At 60.6% G+C, this 21,536-nt stretch carries 21 protein-coding genes; 18 read left to right on the top strand and 3 right to left on the bottom strand.

The window, feature by feature from the left end:
- Nucleotides 1–175: 175 nt before the first annotated feature.
- The 18 genes from HY962_10575 (at nucleotide 176) to HY962_10490 (ending at nucleotide 16,563) form a co-directional block, all read left to right on the top strand.
- Nucleotides 176–1,015 carry a type 1 glutamine amidotransferase domain-containing protein gene (locus HY962_10575; GenBank protein MBI5647365.1) on the top strand — a complete coding sequence of 280 codons (840 nt, stop codon included), beginning with the start codon at nucleotides 176–178 and terminating at the stop codon, nucleotides 1,013–1,015.
- Nucleotides 1,016–1,108: 93 nt separating this feature from the next.
- Nucleotides 1,109–2,800: a thiamine pyrophosphate-binding protein gene (locus tag HY962_10570; GenBank protein MBI5647364.1), complete on the top strand. Its 1,692-nt coding sequence runs from the start codon at nucleotides 1,109–1,111 to the stop codon at nucleotides 2,798–2,800.
- Between the two features lie 67 nt (nucleotides 2,801–2,867).
- A complete protein-coding gene (locus tag HY962_10565) occupies nucleotides 2,868–3,317 on the top strand; it encodes a hypothetical protein (GenBank protein ID MBI5647363.1) in 450 nt (149 codons plus the stop codon).
- A 23-nt stretch (nucleotides 3,318–3,340) separates the two neighbouring features.
- Nucleotides 3,341–4,210: an ester cyclase gene (locus tag HY962_10560; GenBank protein MBI5647362.1), complete on the top strand. Its 870-nt coding sequence runs from the start codon at nucleotides 3,341–3,343 to the stop codon at nucleotides 4,208–4,210.
- A 127-nt stretch (nucleotides 4,211–4,337) separates the two neighbouring features.
- Nucleotides 4,338–4,874 carry an ester cyclase gene (locus HY962_10555; GenBank protein ID MBI5647361.1) on the top strand — a complete coding sequence of 179 codons (537 nt, stop codon included), beginning with the start codon at nucleotides 4,338–4,340 and terminating at the stop codon, nucleotides 4,872–4,874.
- A 79-nt stretch (nucleotides 4,875–4,953) separates the two neighbouring features.
- Complete coding sequence (locus HY962_10550; protein MBI5647360.1) at nucleotides 4,954–5,865, top strand: ester cyclase; 912 nt, start codon at nucleotides 4,954–4,956, stop codon at nucleotides 5,863–5,865.
- A gap of 38 nt (nucleotides 5,866–5,903) precedes the next feature.
- Complete coding sequence (locus HY962_10545) at nucleotides 5,904–7,439, top strand: GMC family oxidoreductase N-terminal domain-containing protein (GenBank protein ID MBI5647359.1); 1,536 nt, start codon at nucleotides 5,904–5,906, stop codon at nucleotides 7,437–7,439.
- A gap of 22 nt (nucleotides 7,440–7,461) precedes the next feature.
- Nucleotides 7,462–7,854 (top strand): nuclear transport factor 2 family protein, encoded by a 393-nt coding sequence (locus HY962_10540; GenBank protein MBI5647358.1) that lies wholly within the window; start codon nucleotides 7,462–7,464, stop codon nucleotides 7,852–7,854.
- Between the two features lie 26 nt (nucleotides 7,855–7,880).
- Nucleotides 7,881–8,456, top strand: coding sequence for a DJ-1/PfpI family protein (locus HY962_10535; protein MBI5647357.1), 576 nt, complete (start codon nucleotides 7,881–7,883; stop codon nucleotides 8,454–8,456).
- 1 nt (nucleotide 8,457) lies between these two features.
- Nucleotides 8,458–8,889: a VOC family protein gene (locus tag HY962_10530; protein ID MBI5647356.1), complete on the top strand. Its 432-nt coding sequence runs from the start codon at nucleotides 8,458–8,460 to the stop codon at nucleotides 8,887–8,889.
- A gap of 59 nt (nucleotides 8,890–8,948) precedes the next feature.
- On the top strand, nucleotides 8,949–10,775 hold the full coding sequence (locus HY962_10525) for an AGE family epimerase/isomerase (GenBank protein MBI5647355.1): 1,827 nt from the start codon (nucleotides 8,949–8,951) through the stop codon (nucleotides 10,773–10,775).
- 9 nt (nucleotides 10,776–10,784) lie between these two features.
- A complete protein-coding gene (locus HY962_10520) occupies nucleotides 10,785–11,117 on the top strand; it encodes an anti-sigma factor antagonist (GenBank protein MBI5647354.1) in 333 nt (110 codons plus the stop codon).
- Between the two features lie 5 nt (nucleotides 11,118–11,122).
- Nucleotides 11,123–13,297, top strand: a complete 2,175-nt coding sequence (locus HY962_10515; protein ID MBI5647353.1) for a glycogen debranching enzyme — start codon at nucleotides 11,123–11,125, stop codon at nucleotides 13,295–13,297.
- Nucleotides 13,298–13,332: 35 nt separating this feature from the next.
- The gene (locus tag HY962_10510) at nucleotides 13,333–13,674 is read left to right on the top strand and encodes an STAS domain-containing protein (GenBank protein MBI5647352.1); all 342 of its coding nucleotides are present in this window, start codon (nucleotides 13,333–13,335) and stop codon (nucleotides 13,672–13,674) included.
- Nucleotides 13,675–13,689: 15 nt separating this feature from the next.
- Nucleotides 13,690–14,121, top strand: coding sequence for an ATP-binding protein (locus tag HY962_10505; GenBank protein MBI5647351.1), 432 nt, complete (start codon nucleotides 13,690–13,692; stop codon nucleotides 14,119–14,121).
- 16 nt (nucleotides 14,122–14,137) lie between these two features.
- Nucleotides 14,138–15,304, top strand: coding sequence for a SpoIIE family protein phosphatase (locus tag HY962_10500; protein MBI5647350.1), 1,167 nt, complete (start codon nucleotides 14,138–14,140; stop codon nucleotides 15,302–15,304).
- A gap of 78 nt (nucleotides 15,305–15,382) precedes the next feature.
- Nucleotides 15,383–16,213 (top strand): MBL fold metallo-hydrolase, encoded by an 831-nt coding sequence (locus HY962_10495; GenBank protein ID MBI5647349.1) that lies wholly within the window; start codon nucleotides 15,383–15,385, stop codon nucleotides 16,211–16,213.
- A 23-nt stretch (nucleotides 16,214–16,236) separates the two neighbouring features.
- Nucleotides 16,237–16,563: an STAS domain-containing protein gene (locus HY962_10490; GenBank protein ID MBI5647348.1), complete on the top strand. Its 327-nt coding sequence runs from the start codon at nucleotides 16,237–16,239 to the stop codon at nucleotides 16,561–16,563.
- Between the two features lie 52 nt (nucleotides 16,564–16,615).
- Here HY962_10490 and HY962_10485 read toward each other — a convergent pair whose 3' ends face one another.
- The 3 genes from HY962_10485 to HY962_10475 all read right to left on the bottom strand — a co-directional run bounded on the left by HY962_10485 (nucleotide 16,616) and on the right by HY962_10475 (nucleotide 21,384).
- On the bottom strand, nucleotides 16,616–17,323 hold the full coding sequence (locus tag HY962_10485; protein ID MBI5647347.1) for a hypothetical protein: 708 nt from the start codon (nucleotides 17,321–17,323) through the stop codon (nucleotides 16,616–16,618).
- A 90-nt stretch (nucleotides 17,324–17,413) separates the two neighbouring features.
- Nucleotides 17,414–19,600: a hypothetical protein gene (locus HY962_10480; GenBank protein MBI5647346.1), complete on the bottom strand. Its 2,187-nt coding sequence runs from the start codon at nucleotides 19,598–19,600 to the stop codon at nucleotides 17,414–17,416.
- Between the two features lie 107 nt (nucleotides 19,601–19,707).
- On the bottom strand, nucleotides 19,708–21,384 hold the full coding sequence (locus HY962_10475; protein MBI5647345.1) for an aryl-sulfate sulfotransferase: 1,677 nt from the start codon (nucleotides 21,382–21,384) through the stop codon (nucleotides 19,708–19,710).
- Between the last annotated feature and the right edge of the window lie 152 nt (nucleotides 21,385–21,536).

Raw genomic sequence — 21,536 nt, 5'->3', positions numbered from 1 at the left:
CATGGTGCACTGCCACGTGCGCGGACGCACGGAGCACTGCCCACGCGACCTGTCGGATGATGTCCGCATCATGTGCACCGTTCGCGACCATGCCGATGGCCGGCTGCCGTATCAGCGTCGCCACGCGGCTTCCAAGCATCGTCCATCATTGATCATCACACAGGAGTCACATCGCATGAAAAAAATTCTCACCGTGCTTTCAGAGTACGGGTATTGGGGCGAAGAACTCATCGGTCCGTTGGACGCGATGGACAAAGCCGGCTATCAGGTCGACTTCATGACGCCTACGGGCAAGCGCCCGCGCGCGCTTCCCGTGAGCATGGACCCGACGTTCATGGATCCGCCCCTCGGAAAATCTGTGACGAGCGAATACATGGCGAAGCGGACGAAGGAAGTGGACGAGTCGGATCGTCTGACGAATCCGATCAGTCTGAAGGACTGGTTCCCCGAGCGTCCGTATTACAGCGCGACCAATTATCTGCGCGCGATGGAGGCCTACAACGACGGTGTCGACAAGGCACAGTCGGAACTTGCGAAGTACGACGCGCTGCTGCTTGTCGGCGGCAGCGGTCCCATCGTCGACATGGTGAACAACCAGCGTCTGCACGATGTGATCCTCGGGTTCTACAACGCGGGCAAGCCGATCGCGGCCGAATGTTACGGCGTTGCAGTTCTTGCCTTTGCGCGCGACTGGTATGTGCGCCGCAGCATCATCTGGGGCAAACACGTCACGGGCCATCCGATCGAATACGATTACCACGACGGCACCGGTTTCTACAATGCGGTGAAGCAGGAGTGGGTGGATTTCAACATGGGACCGCCGCCTTACACGCTGGAGTACATCCTGCGCGACGCAACGGGACCGGACGGCGGCTTCCACAGCGGCGTCGGGCGCAACGTGTCGGCGCTTGTCGACTATCCCTTCATCACAGGCCGCTCGACGGAATCGTCGGTAGCGACGGGTGAACTGCTTGTGGCGGTTCTCGAGAAGGGTTTGAAACGCTACGGCTGGTAACACGCCCCGTTGCCGTCCGCGCCCGCGACGGGCGCGGACGGCAACCGGCATTCTGAGCACGATACACACGAACTTCTGAAAGAAAGGTTTTCCATGAGCGGCAAGACAGGGCGATACGCGATACTCGAGCAGTTCCTCGCCGACGGCATGACATACATGTTCGGTAATCCGGGCACCGTGGAGCAGGGATTCCTCGATGCGCTGGAGAAGTATCCCGGATTGCAATACATCACCACGCTGCAGGAGACGATCGCGGTGGCCATGGCCGACGCCTACGCGCGCTCCACGAAAAAGCCCACGCTTGTGCAGTTGCACAGCGGCGTGGGACTCGGCAACGGCATCGGCATGATGTATCAGGCCTACCGCGGTCATGCGCCGCTGGTCGTGATTGCGGGGGAAGCCGGAACACAGTACGACGCAACCGACGCGCAGATGGCCGCGGACCTTGTCGCCATGGCGCGGCCGGTCACGAAGTGGTCCACACGTGTTGTGCATCCCTCCTCGCTGCTCCGCGTTGTGCGCCGCGCGATCAAGATTGCGGCAACACCGCCCATGGGTCCCGTCTTTGTCGCGCTTCCGATGGATGTGCTCGACGCCATCTCGGAAGAGCGCGTTGAAAAGACCGTCATTCCCGTCTCCCGCGTCACACCTTCGGCCGACGTGATCGACCAGGCCGCGGCGATGCTGGCGGGCGCCTCGCGGCCCATCATCATCATGGGCGACGGCATCGCTTACGCAGGAGCGCACGACGAACTGCGCACGATTGCCGAGACGCTCGGCGCCGACGTGTGGGGCGCCGATGCATCCGAGGTCAACATCCCCTTCACACATCCCCTGTACAAGGGCGCGCTCGGACACATGTTCGGCACACACAGCAGCCCGATCACCTCGCGCGCCGACGCGGTTCTGATCGCGGGCACATACATATTTCCCGAAGTGTTTCCCGCACTCGACGGCGTGTTCGCGTCGGATGCAAAAATCGTACACGTCGATCTCAACGCATACGAGATCGCAAAGAATCATCGTGTGGACCTCGGTATCGTCGCGGATCCGAAGCCCACACTCGCAGCGATCACCGCGTCGCTTGCGGCGCGCATGAACGCGGAGCAGAAGTCCGCCGCGCGGGCACGAATCGGCGTCGCGGAGAAGGCAAAACACGACGCGCTCGCGACTGCGCTCGCGCATGACGCGACGGTCGCGGACCGCACGCCGCTGGATATCTCGCGTTTCATGTCGGAGCTGGCGCATGCGCTGCCCGACGACGCGGTCATTTTCGACGAGGCGCTGACGTCGAGTCCCGCGCTCGAGCGCTATCTGCACCCGCATCTGCCCGGCCATTTTTTCCAGACGCGCGGCGGCTCCCTCGGCGTCGGTTTTCCCGGCGCGCTGGGCCTGAAGCTCGCGCATCCCGAAAAAACCGTGCTCGGTTTTTCCGGCGACGGCGGCTGCATGTACACGATACAGGCGCTGTGGACCGCAGTGCGGCACAAGATCGGCGCCAAGTTCATCGTCTGCAACAACCAGAGCTACATGCTGCTCAAGCTGAACATCATGGAGTACTGGAAAGAGCGCGGAATCGAGGAGCACACCTTCCCCGAGTGCTTCGATCTGCAGGGTCCCGTCGTGGATTTCGCAGCGATGGCGCATGCGATGGGCGTGCCCGCGCGCCGTGTCGCGACGCCCGCGGAAGTGGGTCCGGCCATCGCGGAGATGCTCGCGACCGACGGTCCATACCTGCTCGATGTTGTTGTGTCGAACACCGTGCCGGGTTCGACCAAGAGCTGAAGCGCCAGCCGCGCCGGGTCATGAATAGCATCATCAGAGTAAACCGAAACATAGAGGAACCGACTTCATGAGTAATACAGCAATCACCGTCGAGCAGATCAACCGCTTTGTGGCGGCGTGGTATCAGGCGCTCGACTTCCACATTCCCATCGAACAGGTGTATCCGATGCTCGCCGAGACGGGCTTGAACGTGCAGTTTCCCGACGGCGACATCAAGGACTTCGCGTCGTTCAAGGTCTGGTACGACCGTGTCACCAATCTGTTCTTCGACGAGAATCACTACGTGCAGTCGGTCGTGGCCGACATCAAGGGCGACGAAGCCGTACTCGACATTGTCGTGGGATGGCAGGCCAGTTGGTGGGAAGCGCCCGCGGCAAAGAGCAAGCGTGTCTCGATGGATGCGACACAGCGCTGGACTGTGCGCGCCACGACACGCAACGCCTTCGGTCTCGAGATCGTTTCGTACAACGCCACCGTCGAACCCTTCAAATACGCACCGGGCTTTGCCCGCCTCTAAATCCCGACAGGAGACTTCGCGATATGACACCGAATCCGAACAAGCAGCTTGCACGCCGGTACTTCCTCGAAATCCTGAACGGCCAGAATGCGCAGACAGCGCACGAGATACTTTCCGACGATTTTGTTTTCACGCTTCCCACACATCCCGAGCCGTTCAAGGGACCGGACGGATTTCTCGGCCTCACCAAGATGTTGCACGACGCGTTTCCCGATTTCTACATCTTCCCTGCCGACATGGTTGCCGGTGACGACTGGGTTGTCACGCGCTGGCGCGGCGGCGGTGCTCATACAGGCGGCGCCCTCGTTACGATCAAGGGCGACCTGCCCCCGACGGGTCAGGCCTTTGAGATCGACGGCATGACCTGGCACACCATCAAGAACGGAAAGATCGTCGAATCGATCGGTCACGAAGACACGCTGGGATTGCTCTTCCAGCTTGGCGTCATTCCCGCGCCTCCCGCGCCCGAGCCGCCGACAAGCGGAGAGCAGAACATACAGCTCGCTCTGCGCTATTTCAACGAGATCATGAGCCAGGGCAAGCTCGAGGTCGTGGAGGAAATCCTCGATCCGAGTTTTGCATTCATCATCCCGACACAACCCGCGCCCATCGTGGGTCACGAGGCATTCAAAGGATTCGTGAGCTACCTGCGCAACGCGTTCCCCGACATCAAGTTCACTTCGCATCGTCACACCTGCGAGGGCGAGAAGGTCGCATCGCGCTGGTCGATCGAAGGCACGCACAAGGGCGAGTTCCTCGGCATGCCCGCGACAGGTCACGCGATCAAGGATTGGGGCATCGACATTTTCACGATCCGCGGCGGCAAGATCGTCTCGGTGCATGTGAACGAAAACGACTTCGGTCTCATGCAGCAACTCGGCATGATGGGATAATGTTTGAGCGTCCAGACGGTACGCGGCGCATTGCCTTTCTCGGAAGCAAATGCCGCCGTGCTTCTGGAGACCACTAATTGAACAGTACAATACTTTCCTTCTCACTCACAAAACAGTGGACAAGAAAATGAACCATACAATGCGCCGTGTCACACTTGCTGCATTCGCGCTCGGACTGCTCGTTTCCCTGAACAGCGGGTTTGCGCAGAAGTACGATCCCGAACAGATCGCAAAGAACAAGGCCGCGGCAACGAAGCTGTTCCACGCGGGCTGGGACCGTGGCGATTTCGCCGTGCTCGACGAGATGATTCCCGCAGATGCGCTCGATCATTCGACCATTCCCGGCAAGTCCCCCGAGAAGGGTCCCGCGAGCTTCAAGTCGATCATCGGCATGTTCCGCGCCGCGATTCCCGATGTCAAGCTCACCGTGCACGATGAGATCGCCGAAGGCGACAAGGTTGTCCACCGCTGGACACTGAAGGGCACACACACCGGCACACCGCTGTTCGGTGTACCCGCATCGGGCAAGACGCTCGAGTTCGGCGGCACAACAATCGTCCGTATTGCCAACGGCAAGGTGATGGAGCGCTGGTCGAACGTGGACGAGATGGCGCTCGCACGTCAGCTCGGTCTCGTTCCTCCTCCGGGCGGTCCGAAGAAATAACATGCAGCGGGGCGCCCCGGTACTTCCGGGGCGCATTCCCTTCCTCCGAGCAGGCATCATCCCATAGAAAGGAATCGACGTGAAAAAAATATATCTGATCGCGGCCGCTGTGATTGTGCTGAGCACGCTTGCTCCGCGCAGCGCCGAGGCGCAGGTCGGAAGCAAGGCCGAATCGTATCGTGCGATGGCAGGCCAGTTTCTGTCCGAAGTCTGGACCAAGGGTAACGCGGACGTTGCGAATAAAATCCTTCAGCCCGATTTCAAGTTCATCCTTGCCTTTACAACGGTGAACGGCCTCGAGGATTTCATGGCCCTCGTGCGTCGCAACCGCACCATTTTTGAAAACCTGACCTACGTTCCGACCGATATTGTCGCGGATGAAGGCGGCGCCGTGGCGTATTGGCAGATGTCCACCACAAAAAACATCGGCGCGTGGCGCGGTGTACCCGCGTCGGGAAAGCCCGTCGCCATTCAGGGTATGAGCTATTACAAGTTCAAGGACGGCAAAATCGCTGAGATTCGTGTGCAGAACGACGTGTTCAGCATGCTGCGGCAGCTCGGTTTTGTTTCCCCGCCCGAGATCGTCGAGAAGAACAAGCAGGTTGTGCGCGAATACGCCGCTGCCATTCTCGGCAAGCGCGACTTCTCGCAGTTCTCGAAGTTCGCCGAACCGACGTTCAAGATCGACCGCAGCGCGGTGCCCGAGGCCATTGCGGGAGCGGCGGGACTCAACGCGCAGATGGACATGCTGTATAAAGCATTTCCGGATCTGGATATCCAGATTGCGGACATGATCGCGTCGAACGACAAGGTGCTCGTGCGCTTCGAGGCGCCCGGCACACACACCGGCGAGTTCATCGGCATTGCCCCGACCGGCAAAAAAGTCGTGTGGAAGGGCCTCGTCCTCTACCAGTTGAAGGACTTCAAGCTCATCCACGCATGGGCCAACTGGGACGACACCGGCCTCATCAACCAACTCAAAGAGAAATAAGAATCAGCGGCCATGCCGCGCAGCGAGGATCTCAGAGAATGGCAGATACAGACTTGTTTGATTACATCGTGATCGGCAGCGGCGCATCGGGCGCCGTTGTCGCCAACCGGCTCAGCGCGGCGGCGGGCAACCACGTTCTCCTGCTCGAGGCAGGAGTTCCCGACAGCGCAGCCGACATCAAGGATCCGGGCGGCTTCGTGCGCCTCTGGGGCTCGGAGATCGACTGGACGCTCGGGACGGAATCGCAGCCCGCTCTTGCGGACCGCGCGATCACGATCAATCAGGGCAAGGTGCTCGGCGGCAGCACATCGATCAACGCGATGATGTACGTGCGCGGCAACCGCGGGAACTTCGATCAGTGGAACATGATGGGCGCCGACGGCTGGGGATACGACGACGTGCTGCCGTACTTCAAGAAGTCGGAAGACTTCGAAGACGGTCCGTCGAAGTACCACGGCGCGGGCGGACCGCTCCGCATCCGCGTGTGCCCCGACAACGACATGCGTTCCGACGCATTCATGAACGCGGGTGTGGAAGTCGGATTCGACGGTCCGCATTGGGACTATAACGGCGCGCGCCAGGAACACGGCGCGGGTCTACTGCAATTCCACATCAACGACGACGGCACGCGCGCCAGCACTGCCACGGCCTTCCTCGATCCCGTGCGGTCGCGCACGAATCTCACAATCACCACCGGCGCCGAAGCCACACGTCTACTCATCGAAAACGGACGCGCGGTGGCAGTCGAATACAGCAAGGACGGTGCGACACAGACCGCGAGAGCCGCGCGCGAGATTGTCGTGAGCGCGGGTGCGTTCCTGTCGCCGAAGCTGCTGCTGCTCTCGGGCATCGGACCCGCCGATGAACTGCGCGCGCTGGGCATTCCCGTGGTGGCCGATCTGCCGGGTGTCGGCAAGAATCTGCAGGACCACATGCAGTTGCCGGTCATCTTCCGCTCGAAGGTCGACACACCGCGGACCACGCTGCTCACGGGGAACGTGTTGTTCGTCAAAACACGCGAGGGCATGACCGCGGCTGTCCCCGATCTGCAGCTCAATTTTACTCCCGCGATTCCGAAACCGCTGGCTCCGATACTGCCGGATCTTGGTGGACCCGTGGCGATTTTCCTTCCGATTCTCGTGCAGCCGTTCAGCATCGGAAGCGTATCGCTGCGCTCGTCGAATCCCTTCGACAAACCCGTCATCAATCCCAACTATCTGCAGCGCGACGCCGACGTGGAGGTCTTCCGCAAGGCGGTGGCGCTCATCCGCGATATGGCCAACTCGAAGGCCTTTGCGGGCGTCAACGGTGGCGAGCTTGCTCCGGGTGACGGGGACTTGGACGGGTACATCCGCACGCAGAGTTCAACTCTGTGGCACCCCGCAGGGACATGCAAAATCGGCCGCGACGCGATGGCGGTGGTCGATCCGCGGCTCCGCGTGTACGGCGTTGCCGGCTTGCGTGTTGCCGACGCCTCCGTCATGCCGACAGTACCGAGCGGCAACACCGTCGCGGGCTGCTTCATGATCGGCGAGAAAGCGGCCGACATGATTCTCCACGACAATACGAATTGACATACATCACCGGAACCACACCATGAAGAATGTACCGAACACCAAGCTCGGCGCGATGTACCGCGAGCACATACAGTTGATTCTTGACAAGAACATCGAGGCGCTTCTCGATCAGTACACCGACGACGCGCTGCTGATCAGCTCGTTCATGAAGACGCCGAAGTATTACCGCGGCCGCGACGGCCTGCGTGAGCACATGCAGGGCATTCTCGGCATCGAGGGTCTCGAGACCGAGATTGTGTTCTGGGGCGAAACCGAAAATCCCGAGACGCTCATGATAACCGAGCAGATCACCATGACGGCGGGCGGCCAGCAGTTGCAGATGCGCTTCGCCGACAGTTGGGTACTCCGCGACGGAAAAATCGCCATTCATTTCGCGGGCATGGTGCAGCATCCCGACGGTTCGCTGGCCTGACACACGACCACGCAGGAAGGACACACATGAGACTCGCAGGAAAAAAGATCGGCATCTTCATAGAAAGCGACTTTTACGATCCGGAAATCTGGTATTACCGTTTCCGCTTCGCCGAAGAGGGCGCCGACGTGCATTTCTTCACACGCTTGTGGGGCCAGCAGGCGATCACCTTCAGCGGACATGAATTCCGGACGCCCTTCGAATGCCGCGAGAGCTTCGAGGGCATGGACGACGCCACCTTGCGCAGCTTCTCCGCGATCATCGTGCCCGCGGGCATGGTCTCCGACCGGCTGCGTTACACCGAGGACGTCACAAAAATCCCGCCAGCAACCGAGTTCCTCGCGCGGGCGTTCGCCGAGCCGACGATACTCAAGGGCATCATCTGCCACGGCATGTGGCTGGTGGCGCCGCGTCCCGACCTCGTGCGCGGGCGCCGCGTCGTCGTGCACAACAACCTCATCGGCGATGCGCGCAACATGGGCGCCGAGTACGTAAACGAGGATGTGGTGGTGGATGGCGATCTCGTCACCGGCCGCACGGGCGGGCACTGCAACGTGTTCGCGCGCCGCATCATCGACATGCTTGCTGACGGAGGGCGATGACATGGCCGACCTCGCGTTCCATCACATGGCCGTCGCCTGCAAGGATCCGCTCGCGCTCGAGCGCTGGTACACCAAACATTTCGGCTTCGTGCGCGCGCGCTACATACCGCTCGGCGACGAGGCCATCGTCTTCATCAAGTCCGGCGGCGCCTATCTTGAACTATTCTCCGCGAAGGAGGAGTCGCCAGTCGGCCCGAAGGTGCAGGACGGTCCGTGGTATCCCGAATGGAGGCACATCGCCTTCAAGGTCGACGACATCGACGCGAAGCTTGCGGAGATGGGCGCGGACGCGCGGATCACCCACGGTCCCTTCGACTTCGGCGCGTTTATCCCGGGTTGGAAGACCGTGTGGGTCGCGGATCCGGAAGGCAACATCGTGGAAATCAGCCAGGGGTACGTGGACGAACTGAATCCGCCCCCTCTCGACATGTAAGCGCAGCGTCCGCCCGCACGCGATCGATCGACACATTCTTTCATCCAGGAGGATATTTCGTGAACGACATACATTTCACCTTCTCTGACACCATCGCCGGATACGTGTCCAGCTTCGATCGCGCGGCGGACACATACACCATCACGACACCGGGCGGCGACAGCTACGTGATCAAGTTCAAGAGCAACACCTACGCGCAGCTCGTCCGCAATCTCGAGGAGCCGTATCAGGATTGCACTGGCCAGATGCGCGACATGCTCGAGCCGGGCCGTTTCGTTTTCACCTACGGCACCTACTATCCCGAAGCGGGCGGCAACTCGTTCGAGGCGCAGTTCCTCATGTTCCTCGGCCGCAAGATCGAGGAGTACGGATTCGAGAAGCAGGACTGGTGGGTGAATCAGATCGATTCACTCGGCCGTTTTTATCTCAAGGCGCAGTTCGGCACGAATACGGTTGACTACAAGAACTACCGCACGACCATCACGCTGAACGGCGAGAAGGAAGCCGACAATTACCGACAGGAGACCGACACGATCTCGCGTCTCGTCTACGGTTTTGCGTCCGCATATCTGCTTACGGGCAAGGACGAGTACCTCGTCGGCGCCGAGAAGGGCACGGAGTATCTGCGCGAGCACATGCGCTTCTACGATCAGGACGAGAAGATCGTGTACTGGTATCACGGCATCGACGTACACGGCTCGCGCGAGGACAAGGTGTTCGCCTCCGAGTTCGGTGACGATTTCGACGCCATCCCCGCCTACGAGCAGATTTACGCGCTCGCGGGTCCGATTCAGACGTACCGTATCACGGGTGATCCGCGCATTCTGCAGGACGCGGAGATGACGGTGGATCTCTTCGACCGTTTTTATCTCGACCGTCACAAGGGCGGGTATTTCTCGCATCTCGATCCGATCACACTTGATCCGCGCAGCGAAGCGCTCGGACCCAACAAGGGCAAGAAGAACTGGAACTCGGTGGGTGATCACGCGCCTGCGTACCTCATCAACCTGTACCTTGCGACCGGCGAGGAGCGCTACGCAAAGATGCTCGAATACACGTTCGACACCATCGTGCAGTACTTCCCCGACTACGCCAATTCGCCCTTTGTGCAGGAGAAGTTTTACGAGGACTGGTCGCACGACAGCACACACATGTGGCAGCAGAACCGCGGCGTCGTGGGACACAACCTCAAGATCGCGTGGAATCTCCTGCGCATGTACGGACTCGAGCCGAAACAGAGTTACGAGGAAGTCGCGCGCAAGATCGGCGAGGTGATGCCTCCGATCGGCGGCGACCGTCAGCGCGGCGGCTGGTACGATGTGATGGAGCGTGTGCGTCAGGCCGGACAGGATTGGCACCGATTCGCCTTCCACGACCGCAAGGCCTGGTGGCAGCAGGAGCAGGGCATTCTGGCCTATCTGATTCTCGCGGGTGTTCTCGGCGGCGACGAGTACCGGAAAATCTCGCGCGAGTCGAGCGCGTTCTACAACGCGTTCTTCCTTGATCATGACGATGGCGCGGTGTTCTTCAACGTGCTTGCAAACGGCATTCCCTACCTCATGGGCACCGAGCGATTCAAGGGCAGCCACTCGATGAGCGGATACCACTCGTTCGAGTTGTGTTACCTCGCGCAGACATACACGAATCTTCTGCTCACCAAGAAGCCGCTCGACCTGCACTTCAAGCCGAAGCCGAACGGATTCAAGCGCAACATCCTGCGTGTGTCGCCCGACATCCTTCCGCCGAAGTCGATCCGCATCGAGAGTGTCACGATCGACGGCGCGCCGTACACCGATTTCAACGCCGAGGCCCTGACAGTGAAACTGCCGGCCTCCGACACCGATCTGCGCGTCAAAGTGCGCGTCATCCCCACCAGCGGTTCCTGAGGAGTTATCATGGACATTACGATCACGAGCGACAGCGGCATCGACATTGCGACGATCCTTGGCGAGATCGACGGCAAGACGGCGCCGGAAGTGCAGGAGAAGATTCTCCCGCTCATCAAGGCGGAAGGCAAGCTGCTGCTCGACATGACGGGTGTACCGTACATGTCGAGCGCCGGTTTGCGCATGCTTCTTTCGACGTACAGGCAGATCACCGCGCAGAAGGCGCGGCTGGTGCTGTCGGGCCTGTCGGAGGAGATCCGCGACACGATGTCGATGACCGGATTTCTGCATCATTTTACGGTCTGTGACACGCTTGACGCCGCTAAGGCGGCACTCGCCTGAACCGCATGGACCGCATAGACATATATCCCACACATCTCTTCGAGGGCCACAAGCTGCGTTTCGGCCGGCCCTCGCCATTCGGCGCGAGCGTGGTGCCAGGCGGCATCAACTTCTCCGTATTTTCCCGGCACGCATCCTACTGCGTGCTGGTGCTCTTCCACAAGGGAGACGACGCGCCGTTTGTGGAAATTCCGTTCCGCGGCATGTTCGAACATGCCGGTACGGGGGAACCCGTCTGGAACGAATTCCGCATCGGCAATGTGTGGACCATGACCGTCTTCGATCTCGACTACGAGGAGATCGAATACGGCTTCAAGATCGACGGGCCCGGAGGCCGCGTCGCGCGCGGCATGCCGGGCGTGCACCGCTTCGATCCCTCGATAGTGCTGCTTGATCCCTACGCCAAGGCGATCGGCGGCCGCGACGTCTGGGGCGCGACGCCCGATTGGGACAAACCCTATCCGCATCGCGCGCGCATCATTTACGACGACTTCGACTGGGAATCGAGCGCTCCGCCCGAGATTCCGATGGAAGACCTCGTCATCTATGAGATGCATGTGCGCGGTTTCACGCGGCACCCGTCGTCGGGCGCAAAATATCCCGGCACCTTTGCCGCGATACGCGAGAAGATCCCGTATCTCAAATCGCTTGGCATCAACTGCATCGAGCTGATGCCCATTTACGAATTCGACGAATTCGAGAACAGCCGCACACATCCCGACACCGGCGAGCTGCTGCTCAACTACTGGGGCTACAGCACGATGGGCTTCTTCGCGCCGAAGGCGGGATTTGCGGCAACGGGCAAATCGGGCGACGGAACCATGGTGGCCGACGAACTCAAGTCGCTCATCAAGGAGCTGCACGAGAACGGCATCGAAGTAATACTCGATGTGGTGTTTAATCATACGGCCGAGGGCAACGAGCATGGTCCGACCATCTCGTACCGCGGCATCGACAACGCCACGTACTACATGCTCACGCCCGACGGCTACTACTACAACTTCAGCGGCACGGGCAACACGCTGAACTGCAACAACCCGATCGTACGGAGCATGGTGCTCGACGCGCTGCGCTACTGGGCGTCGGAATTTCACATCGACGGTTTCCGCTTCGATCTCGCCGCGATTCTCGGGCGTGATCCGTGGGGCGCGCCGATGGCGAATCCGCCGCTCCTCGAGGCGCTCGCCTACGATCCCATCCTCGGGAAGTGCAAACTCATTGCCGAAGCATGGGATGCGGGCGGACTGTACCAGGTCGGGTCCTTCCCCGCATACGGGCGCTGGGCCGAGTGGAACGGCAAATACCGTGACGGGCTGCGCCGCTTTCTCAAGGGCGAACCCGGCACGGTCGGAGACATCGCGCAGCGCATACAAGGGTCACCGGACCTGTACTCGACGCGCGGCACGTCGGCCTCGATCAACTTCATCACCTGCCACGACGGTTTTACGCTGGCCGATCTCTTCATGTTCGACGGCAAACACAACGACGCGAACGGTGAGAACAACAACGACGGCGCAAACGACAACAACAGTTGGAATTGCGGGTGGGAAGGTCCGAGCGACGATCCGGGCATCACGCGCCTGCGTCTGCGACAGATGAAAAACGCCGCGGCCATCATGATGGTGAGCCAGGGCGTCCCGATGATACTCATGGGCGACGAAGCGGCGCGTTCGCAGGGTGGCAACAACAACGCCTACTGTCACGACACGCCGCTCTCGTGGTTCGATTGGAACGAGGCGGGCGAGAACGCGGAACTGACCCGTTTCTTCTCGCGCTGCATCGCCTTCCGGCACGCGCATCAGGCGCTGCGCCGCAAGGATCACCTGCAGAACCGCGACGTGGTGGGCAGCGGCTACGCCGACATCACGTGGCACGGCACCAAGGCATGGAACGCGGACTGGTCGGCTTTCAGCCGCACGATCGCCTTCATGCTGTGCGGCAAACATGCAGTGCGGGCCGGACACGCCGACGACTACATCTACGTGGCCATGAACATGCACTGGGAAGGACACAGTTTCGAGTTGCCGGGTCTGCCCGACGGGCGCTCGTGGCATGTGTTCGCGAACACCGGCGCCGGCTCCGGGGCGGATGCCTTCGAGCCCGGTTCCGAACCGCGCCTCGACGATCAGTCGTCGATTTTAGTCGGCGACCGTTCGGTCGTCGTTCTCGTTGGACGTTAACGCAATATTCAGAATATCATTTCAGGAGTTCCTCCATGGCTTTCGATGCATCACTCGAGATGACGGCAAACGGCATCGCTAAAATCACGCTTACCGGCGAACTCGACGCGAGCGTCGCCACAACCTTCCGCGACAAGGTCGAGGAAGCGCACACACACGGCGCGAAACGTGTCGCTCTCATGTTGAGCGGGCTCGACTACATCGCCTCCGCGGGCATCCGCGTGCTGGTGTTCGCCCGTCAGAAAATGGGATCCGACGTGGAGATCTTCGCCGTCGCGCCGACGCCGCAGGTGAACGAGACCATCGAAATGACGGGATTGCACTACAGTCTGCGCGTGCTCCCGTCGTACGATGCGTCCGTGATCGAAACCGTCTGACGCCGGATGCCCCGGATGGAACGCATTGCAGTTCCGGGGATACTCGATTCCCTTACGGACATCGGCGCCTTCATCATGGAGGCGTCGGATGAGGCCGGACTCGACAAGCGCACCGCGTACAAACTGCGGCTCGCAGTGGATGAAATCGCCACGAACATCATCACGCATGGATACGAGGAAGCCGGCCGCGAAGGCGACATAGTGCTCGACGCGCGCATCGACGATGCAACGCTCACGATCACGATGGAAGACAGCGGCGTGCCCTATGAACCTGATGTGGACACCGTGCCCGACAGCATCAATCAGTCGCTCGACGAGCGGCCGATCGGCGGACTCGGAATTTTCCTCACCGTGCGAAGTGTCGACGATTTCCGCTACGAACAACTCGAAGACGGGAACCGATACATCTTCGTCATGAACCGACCCGGCAGCGAAAGCGCCGGATAAGCACCCGGAGAAAACCATGGCTAACAAAATCCTCGTTGTGGACGATGAACCTGATTTGCAACTGCTGATTAAGCAGAATTTTCGCACGCAGATCCGCGCCGGACAGTATCAGTTCTCGTTCGCTCTCAACGGCGAGGAGGCGCTCAATATCTTGAAGTCCGATCCGCAGATCGAATTGCTTCTGTCCGATATCAACATGCCCGTGATGGACGGGCTGACGCTCCTCAAACACGTGCCCGACGTGAATCCCACCATCAAGTCGGTTGTTGTGACCGCGTACGGTGACACAAAAAACGTGCGCACGGCGATGAATCGCGGCGCGTTCGATTTCATCAACAAACCGATCGACTTCGACGATCTCGAGATCACGATGTCGAAAACCCTGAAGGAGGTCGAGACATTACGCGAAGCGTTGACCGCGCGTGATCAGCTCGTTTCCGTGCGCCAGGAACTCTCCATCGGCCGGACGATTCAGGAGAGCTTTCTTCCCGACTCGCTCCCGCAGCCCGAGGGGTGGGAAATCGATGCGCGCTTCAGGCCCGCGCGCGAGGTGGCCGGCGATTTCTACGACGGTTTCTGCCTCGAAGGAAGTGACCGAGTCGGACTCGTGATTGCCGACGTGTGCGACAAGGGTGTTGGCGCCGCATTGTTTATGGCCCTGATCCGCAGCCTGATCCGCGCGTTCAGCGAGTCGATTCTGACGGGCGAAGGTCCGTCGAGCATGGCGATTCAGCGCACCAACGACTATCTGCTGCGCAATCATCTGAATGCAAACATGTTTGCGACGCTGTTTTTTGCCGTGCTGCATCCCACCGAGAATCGTTTTGTGTGGATGAACGGCGGACACAATCCGCCCATCCACATGAAGAACGACGGCACGAAGGAACTGCTCAAGCCGACAAGTCCGGCCGTCGGCATGTTCCCGAACGTGGTCTTTAATTCGAAAGAGATCACCATCGAGCCCGGCGAATTTGTGTTCGCCTTCACCGACGGTGTGCCCGAAGCCCGCGACTCGAGCGGCGCCTTCTTCGGCGAACATCGTCTCGAGGCCCTGCTTGAACAACCCGCCTCGTCGGCCAAGGAAGTTGTGGACCGCATGATGAACGCCCTCGACGAACACATCGGCACGGCGAAACAGTACGACGACATCACCATGTACTGCGTGCGACGCCTCCCGGTCTGACCGGTTCAATCCACACGTTTGCGTCACCAGTTGATTCACCAGCACAGAAAGATCATTTATACACTCAGGAGCGACATCATGGACACACAACTCTGCCGCGTTACACGCGTGACAAAGGGCGACGTAACAATTCACATGTTTACCAGCCCGGAAGAGGGCGAGTCCGTGAATTCGCAAATCATTGAGACACAAAACGCGCTGGTGCAGATCGATGTTCCTCTGCTGAAGCCGTACGCGTTGGAATTACGCGCGTACATCGAGTCGCTCGGCAAGCCGGTAGAACTGGTCCTCGCGACACACGCGCATCCCGACCACTGGTTTTCGCTGGGGTATTTCACCGACAGGAAAATCCGGGCCTATCAGGGCGCCATCAACGAGATGGCCGCGCTCAAGGATATAGCAGTCGGTTATCACACGTCGCTGCACGCGGATCTGATGCCCGAGAATGTCGTGCTTCCGAGCGAAACCATCGAACCAGGTTCCATCATCATCGATGGCGTGGAATTCATCCTGCACCGCTACGAGAACATCGAGGCGAACACATTGATGACCGTTGAGATTCCATCGATCAAGACGCTCATCGCGCAGGACCTCGTGTACAACGGCTGCCACATGTATGTTGCGACCAGAACGACGGACGGCGGTTTCACCGTGGGAAACTGGATCAAGGCTCTCGAGCAGAACAAGAAGCACGGGTACGAGACGGTGATTCCCGGCCACGGGCCCGCCGCGGACAACAGTGTGTTCGACGAGTGTATTTCCTATCTTCACCATGTGCAGGAAGTGCTGCACACCGCCACCACGGGCGAGGAGTTTGTGTCGCGCGTGAAGTCGGCCTACCCCACGCATGGCATCGAGCTGATGCTTGCCATGTCGAGCTTTATGATCTACCAATCCACCGCGAATTGAAACAAGAAGGAGCAGGACCCAGCATGGAAGACGTGGCTGTCGTGAAAGTGAAAGTCGATATGTGGGGAGGAAATCACTGGGAACTGCTCGAGGACGTGCGCAGGCAGGTCGAAAGCGATGCGACGCGCATCGTTCTCGATTTCGCGCTCGTGAAACGTATCAACAGCACGGGGGTGAGTGTCGTGGCGGCATGCCTGAAAGCCGCGCGCGACGCCGGCGGCGATCTCAAGCTCTGCTCGCTCAACGACGCCGTCGTCCAGGTCTTCACCATCTCCGGCATGCAGCGGATCCTCGAGATACATCCCGATCAGCCCGCGGCCATAGCGAGCTTCGAGGGCGCCCCGGCGTAAGACGCGTTGCCCGCAGGCGCCGGGCGTCGTGCGGTGCGAGTGCCCGAGAACGTTACCAGAGCGTTTTTAGCGCTTTCACTCCTCCAGTGAGAAGCACGGCATTGGCGCGTTCGGCGGACATGGCTTCGAAAAGCGCCTCGATGCCCGCGCGTTGCTCGGAGTGCCGCGGAGTCGCAAGGAGCGATTCCGCGTTCATCCACACCTGTTCGCGCCACCGCGCGACAAAATGCGCCAGCGCCCATTCATCGGCGTGGCCGAGCAGTGTGTCCACGAGGTGCAGCGAGGGCGTGTAGCGCTCAACTACCTGCTGCTGGACGGCATCGATCGTTTCTGCAATGACGTGGTTCACGAGCGTGTAATCCTCGTGTCTCGTGCGACGGATCTGCTGCGGCAAGACGTCCCAGTCTTCCAGCACGTCGACAAGCGTCAACGCGAGATCGTTGTTGATGTGCGCGTTGATGCCCAGAAAAAGGTTCTGCAGAGTCATGGTCTCGTGCCGAGCCGCCGCGTCATGGGCGATGCGCCAGGGAGCGGGAGAGGTCTCCGGCGACTGTTCGTATTCCGCGAGCGCATCGAAGTAGTATTCCGCAAAGCGGTGCAAGAGGCGGCGCACCCAGGGGCCGTCGTGGAATTCGTCCCTCTCGATGGCCGCCAGCATGTTTTCGGTCATCATGGCATAACAACTGAGGAAAATCGCGCGGCGGTCCTGCGCGGCTTCCCAGCGGGCGATCGTGTCGCGCATCTGGACGAGAAGGGGCATGGAGAGGATTGAGACTGAAGTGTCCGGAATTTCGAAACAGGGTGGAAGATACAACACGCGGACGATGCGCGGAAGCGCGGCGCGGCCGGATCAGCGGCCGCCGATCACCACGGCGGACACCGCGCGTGAGGATGCGGAAAACGCCTGGAGATGATACACTCCCGCGGGAAGATGCCGCACAGCAAATCGGATGAATGGATCCGATACTCCGGATGGAAGCACGACGCGGTCAACCACACGGCCGAGTGCGTCGACGAGTGAAACGTCAACCGATCCGTGACCGTCGTGACTGATACGCGCGGTGAGCAGGTCCCGGGCCGGATTCGGCGCGACGGTTTTAAAGCGCAGACCGGTGGCCGCGTCGGCGTCCGTATCGCGGACGCCCGTGATGCCGGAACGGAAGCGCAGTATGCGGGACGAAAATTTCAATTCACCAACCCAGAGGTCATTTCCCAACATACACAGCGATGCGGGCATAAACAGCCGGTTGTCGCCGATGCCCGGCTTCGTCTCCGAAACGGAGCTTTGTCCCAGCACAACCGCGCGGGAGGGATCAGGCACATCGTCGATGTTCTTCCACAGATACACCGCGTTGCCGCTGGTGTTTGCCACGGCAAGACTTCCGCCGAACGTGATCGCGCCTGACGCGAGATTCAGCGGAAGCTGCGCAGTGCGCGTGATGGTTTTATACGGTGTGGTCCGCTGCGCCTCGAGGTCGGCAACACGATGCACGTACACCGCGGTTGCGCCGGTGTGTGCGGCCGCGCACAGCCATGTGCCGTCGCTGTGCAGGTGGTTGAGGGGGGAAGCGGGTGCACGAAAAACGAGGAACGGCTCAGCGTCCGCACTACGAGGCAGACCGTGCCACATGCCGATCCGTCCGTCGGCATCGGCGAGGTAGAAATACATGCTGTCGAGAGCCACTCCCTTCAATTCACGGAACTCGAAGCTTCCGAGGTGGTTCGAAATCGTGTACGACGGCGCTTCGCCGTTGAGAGGAAGCGCATCCCACACGGCGACGCGGTTCTTTCCCGCGAGCACCAGCCGGCCTCCATGCAGGGCGTTGTCCCACGGAAAAATGTCGCGGCCCTGCAGGGAGATGCGCACGTCCGCCGCCTGGCCCATCGTGGGATCCGCCGTTTTCCAGATCCACACCGTACGATCGAAGTCCGACGAAGCGAGCAGAACCCGGCCGTCGCTTGCCACAACGGGATTCTGTATGTAGTGCAGATCGGCGAGAGTGTTGTGGTCAATTGCAGGACTCCCGAGAACAAAATCGGGATCACGATTTGACGCGGGCACGGTGTTGTAGACCTGCACATTGTTCCCGTTGTAGTTGCACACGTACATGCGGCCGTCCGCCATCACAACATCGGGACCGTCGCCGTTCGAATAGAAAGGATTCGCAAGTACAAAGGACGGTTGTGCCGTACTGTCGCGCGGTATTGCGTTCCATACAGAGACAGTGAACATGCCTGCCGCGACACACACGCCGTTCGGTAGAACAGTGCCTTTCATCCAGCCGGGGAGGGAAAAGTCGAAGGGCTGATCCTGCCGCGCAGGCCAGTCGTTCCAGAAGAACGTGGAAGGCACGCCGCGTGCGACCTTCGCGTTGTGATCGCCGACAAAGAAGTATGTGGTTCCATCACTCGAGATGTTGCGCGGAGTGCCGAATTCCGGAAGTGTGATGGTATAATCGGGCGGCTGATCGTCGCGAAGCGGAAGTGTGTTCCAGAACAGCAGCGCCGATCCCTGTGTAGCCACAGCGGCGAGACGGCGGCCGTCGGTCCACACGCCCCACGGCCACGCATAGCGGCGCTGCGGCGGACTTATCGCCGGCAACGAAATGGCAATATCCGCGGCCTGCGCGTTTTCCGCGAGCGGACGCGTCCAAAGCAGTATTCTGTCATTTTCCGTATCTGCAACTGCAAGCACTCCGTTCTGAGAAAGAGAGGCGTTGCCGGGCCAGTTCAGGCCGTCCTTTCCCGTGCCCGGATTGTTGGACAAAAACGTCCCCTGTCCGAGCACAAGATCCGGTTGTGCGTCCCAGCGCGAGGGCGCCGCGTTCCAGACGAGAATACGGTTGTTGAAGCGGTCGCAGAGCAGGAGCCGCGAGCCGTCGCTTGCGAGTCCGCTCGGGTGATGGAACAGCAGAGCTCCGCCGGCGTCGTTAAAACCGCGGCCCGAGAGCATACGATCGGCGCGCTGGCCGGTGTGAAACCACTCCTGTGCGCAGAGCAGGGTGGGCAGAAGAAGAAGGGCTGGAAGAAGGCGCATGGACGTCGGTGAATGGGGGACAAAACCGTACGTCGGAATGAGTGCACGGAGTGACCGGAAGTTACGCCCGCGCGGGGGAAAAAGGGATGCGCCGTGTCCCCGTCGCCTTACCTTCCGCGCAGCACGACGGCGCGCGCGACACGCAGGGACGCGGCCGTCGCCTGCAGGTGATACACGCCCGCGGGAAGATGCGCGACAGGAAAACGGATGATCGGATCCGATACTCCGGAAGGCGAGGATTGACGGGCGACCACTCGGCCGAGCGCGTCGACGAGGGAGACGTCGACCGCAGCGGGGGACGGTAGTGAGAGGCGTGCGGTGAGCAGCTCGGACGCGGGCTGCGGATACACGTCGAGCGCGAGGACGGGTGTTGCGCCGGGCCGTTCGACGGCGGTGGGAGCAAGTTCGATCACCGCTCCGGGAGCGAGGTTCCGGTCGGCAAAGCCCGCGAAGTCGGGTGCGTACTTCCGTGTCTTGAAGACCAGATTTCCGCCGCCGCTTGGCCCCTGTCGCAACGTATCACCCTGCCGCATGATTCCGGTGTTGGTGACGGGGTTCAAGTATTCCCACACAACCCGTTTGTCCTGCGTGACCTCAACGAAGCGACCGTTCTGTCCGACACAGATGATGGTGTTGCCGTTGGGTAGGCGCTGCGCGCCGGAAATCGCCTTCGAAAACATCGACGCGGGCGGATCCGCTTCGTAGCGCCAGAGCGGTGCGGCAGGACCGTACGCCGATGCGGGCACGAGGTCGTACAGGCCGTCGGCTCGCAGCGGCGGCACAATTTCATCCACCGACGACGAAGCCGCGCCGGGTTTGTTCAGACCATTGTTAAAGACGAGGATGTTGCCCGCGCCGGGGCGTCCGGGCGCTATCCACTGCGCGTCGTGCATGCCGAAGAGCTGTTGATCGGCCTGTGCACCCGCACCGTACATGCGTGGATTGCCCCATCGGTACAGCAGATCGCCGCCCCGACCGCGCCGGCCTCCCGTGCTGCCGCGCGCTTCCTCGGTGGTGGTGCTGTGATCGATCACCCAGAACTCATTGAAGTTGTGCACGCAGAGTACGATCTGATCCAGCTCGGCATTGTACGCGATGCCGTTGGAGTGCATCCAGTCGGCCGGGCTCTGGAACGGGGCATTGATGTCGATGCGCTCGGGATGTTCGGCCGGCACGCCATAGTTCGCTTTTGTTGCATCGACCGACTGCACGAGATGATCCCATGCATGCCATTCCCAGACGATACGCGCGTCTTTGACGCCTTCGGGCTGCAGTTCGATGATATGATCGGGCCAGAGTGATTTGGCGGGCAGCCGGCGCGGATCCCGGCCCGCGGCGATGCACGAGTCCAGGGATTTATACTCCCACGCGATGGCGAGCACATTGCCGTTCGGCAGCGGTGTTGCGTCGTGATGTGTGCAGACCAGATCGCTGCTGTATATGTACTCCCAGGTCTTTGTCCCGTCCCACGCGAATTTCTCGAGCTTGCCGCCGCCGCCGCCCGCGCCAAACACCGTATTGTCGATCTGCGCGGCGCGGAGCACCGACCCGTCCTCGAGAAGATAGACCGATTGGCCGGGCTGATGCGCACTCACCCAGGAGCGGATCACACGGCCGTCGTTATCGATGAGGTATGTGGTGGTGGAAGGGATGGGCGAGAACAGCGTATAGCCGTTAAAGGCGGCCGACTCGTTGTGTATGGTTCCGATTGTATTCTGCGATTGAAGGGAGTATCCGGAACAAAGGAGGAGTGAAACAGCGAGAAAGCAAACTCGTGTTGTCATGTGCGTGGTATGGAGTGTGGGACATTCGCGGCGGAGGCGGTCGCCTCGATGAGGGCGTTCCGGCGGCAGCGGACTACTGCATGCAAGATACGCCAAAGTCGCAATACCTCAGTCACGGTAGACGAGGGACGCATAAAACAACCGCGCGCAGG

Source organism: Ignavibacteriota bacterium, from assembly GCA_016218045.1.
Taxonomy (GTDB): Bacteria; Bacteroidota; Ignavibacteria; order SZUA-365; family SZUA-365; genus JACRFB01.
The sequence above is the reverse complement of the archived record's forward strand: the minus strand, read 5'-3'. Positions and strand labels throughout refer to the sequence as shown.

What these genes read in the sequence shown, in the direction of transcription:
- HY962_10475 (MBI5647345.1), bottom strand. Translation starts at nt 21,384, where the DNA reads ATGACAACACGAGTTTGCTTTCTCGCTGTTTCACTCCTCCTTTGTTCC.
- HY962_10565 (MBI5647363.1), top strand. Translation starts at nt 2,868, where the DNA reads ATGAGTAATACAGCAATCACCGTCGAGCAGATCAACCGCTTTGTGGCG.
- HY962_10510 (MBI5647352.1), top strand. Translation starts at nt 13,333, where the DNA reads ATGGCTTTCGATGCATCACTCGAGATGACGGCAAACGGCATCGCTAAA.
- HY962_10495 (MBI5647349.1), top strand. Translation starts at nt 15,383, where the DNA reads ATGGACACACAACTCTGCCGCGTTACACGCGTGACAAAGGGCGACGTA.
- HY962_10490 (MBI5647348.1), top strand. Translation starts at nt 16,237, where the DNA reads ATGGAAGACGTGGCTGTCGTGAAAGTGAAAGTCGATATGTGGGGAGGA.
- HY962_10535 (MBI5647357.1), top strand. Translation starts at nt 7,881, where the DNA reads ATGAGACTCGCAGGAAAAAAGATCGGCATCTTCATAGAAAGCGACTTT.
- HY962_10570 (MBI5647364.1), top strand. Translation starts at nt 1,109, where the DNA reads ATGAGCGGCAAGACAGGGCGATACGCGATACTCGAGCAGTTCCTCGCC.
- HY962_10575 (MBI5647365.1), top strand. Translation starts at nt 176, where the DNA reads ATGAAAAAAATTCTCACCGTGCTTTCAGAGTACGGGTATTGGGGCGAA.
- HY962_10480 (MBI5647346.1), bottom strand. Translation starts at nt 19,600, where the DNA reads ATGCGCCTTCTTCCAGCCCTTCTTCTTCTGCCCACCCTGCTCTGCGCA.
- HY962_10555 (MBI5647361.1), top strand. Translation starts at nt 4,338, where the DNA reads ATGAACCATACAATGCGCCGTGTCACACTTGCTGCATTCGCGCTCGGA.
- HY962_10520 (MBI5647354.1), top strand. Translation starts at nt 10,785, where the DNA reads ATGGACATTACGATCACGAGCGACAGCGGCATCGACATTGCGACGATC.
- HY962_10540 (MBI5647358.1), top strand. Translation starts at nt 7,462, where the DNA reads ATGAAGAATGTACCGAACACCAAGCTCGGCGCGATGTACCGCGAGCAC.
- HY962_10515 (MBI5647353.1), top strand. Translation starts at nt 11,123, where the DNA reads ATGGACCGCATAGACATATATCCCACACATCTCTTCGAGGGCCACAAG.
- HY962_10485 (MBI5647347.1), bottom strand. Translation starts at nt 17,323, where the DNA reads ATGCCCCTTCTCGTCCAGATGCGCGACACGATCGCCCGCTGGGAAGCC.
- HY962_10505 (MBI5647351.1), top strand. Translation starts at nt 13,690, where the DNA reads ATGGAACGCATTGCAGTTCCGGGGATACTCGATTCCCTTACGGACATC.
- HY962_10560 (MBI5647362.1), top strand. Translation starts at nt 3,341, where the DNA reads ATGACACCGAATCCGAACAAGCAGCTTGCACGCCGGTACTTCCTCGAA.
- HY962_10530 (MBI5647356.1), top strand. Translation starts at nt 8,458, where the DNA reads ATGGCCGACCTCGCGTTCCATCACATGGCCGTCGCCTGCAAGGATCCG.
- HY962_10545 (MBI5647359.1), top strand. Translation starts at nt 5,904, where the DNA reads ATGGCAGATACAGACTTGTTTGATTACATCGTGATCGGCAGCGGCGCA.
- HY962_10500 (MBI5647350.1), top strand. Translation starts at nt 14,138, where the DNA reads ATGGCTAACAAAATCCTCGTTGTGGACGATGAACCTGATTTGCAACTG.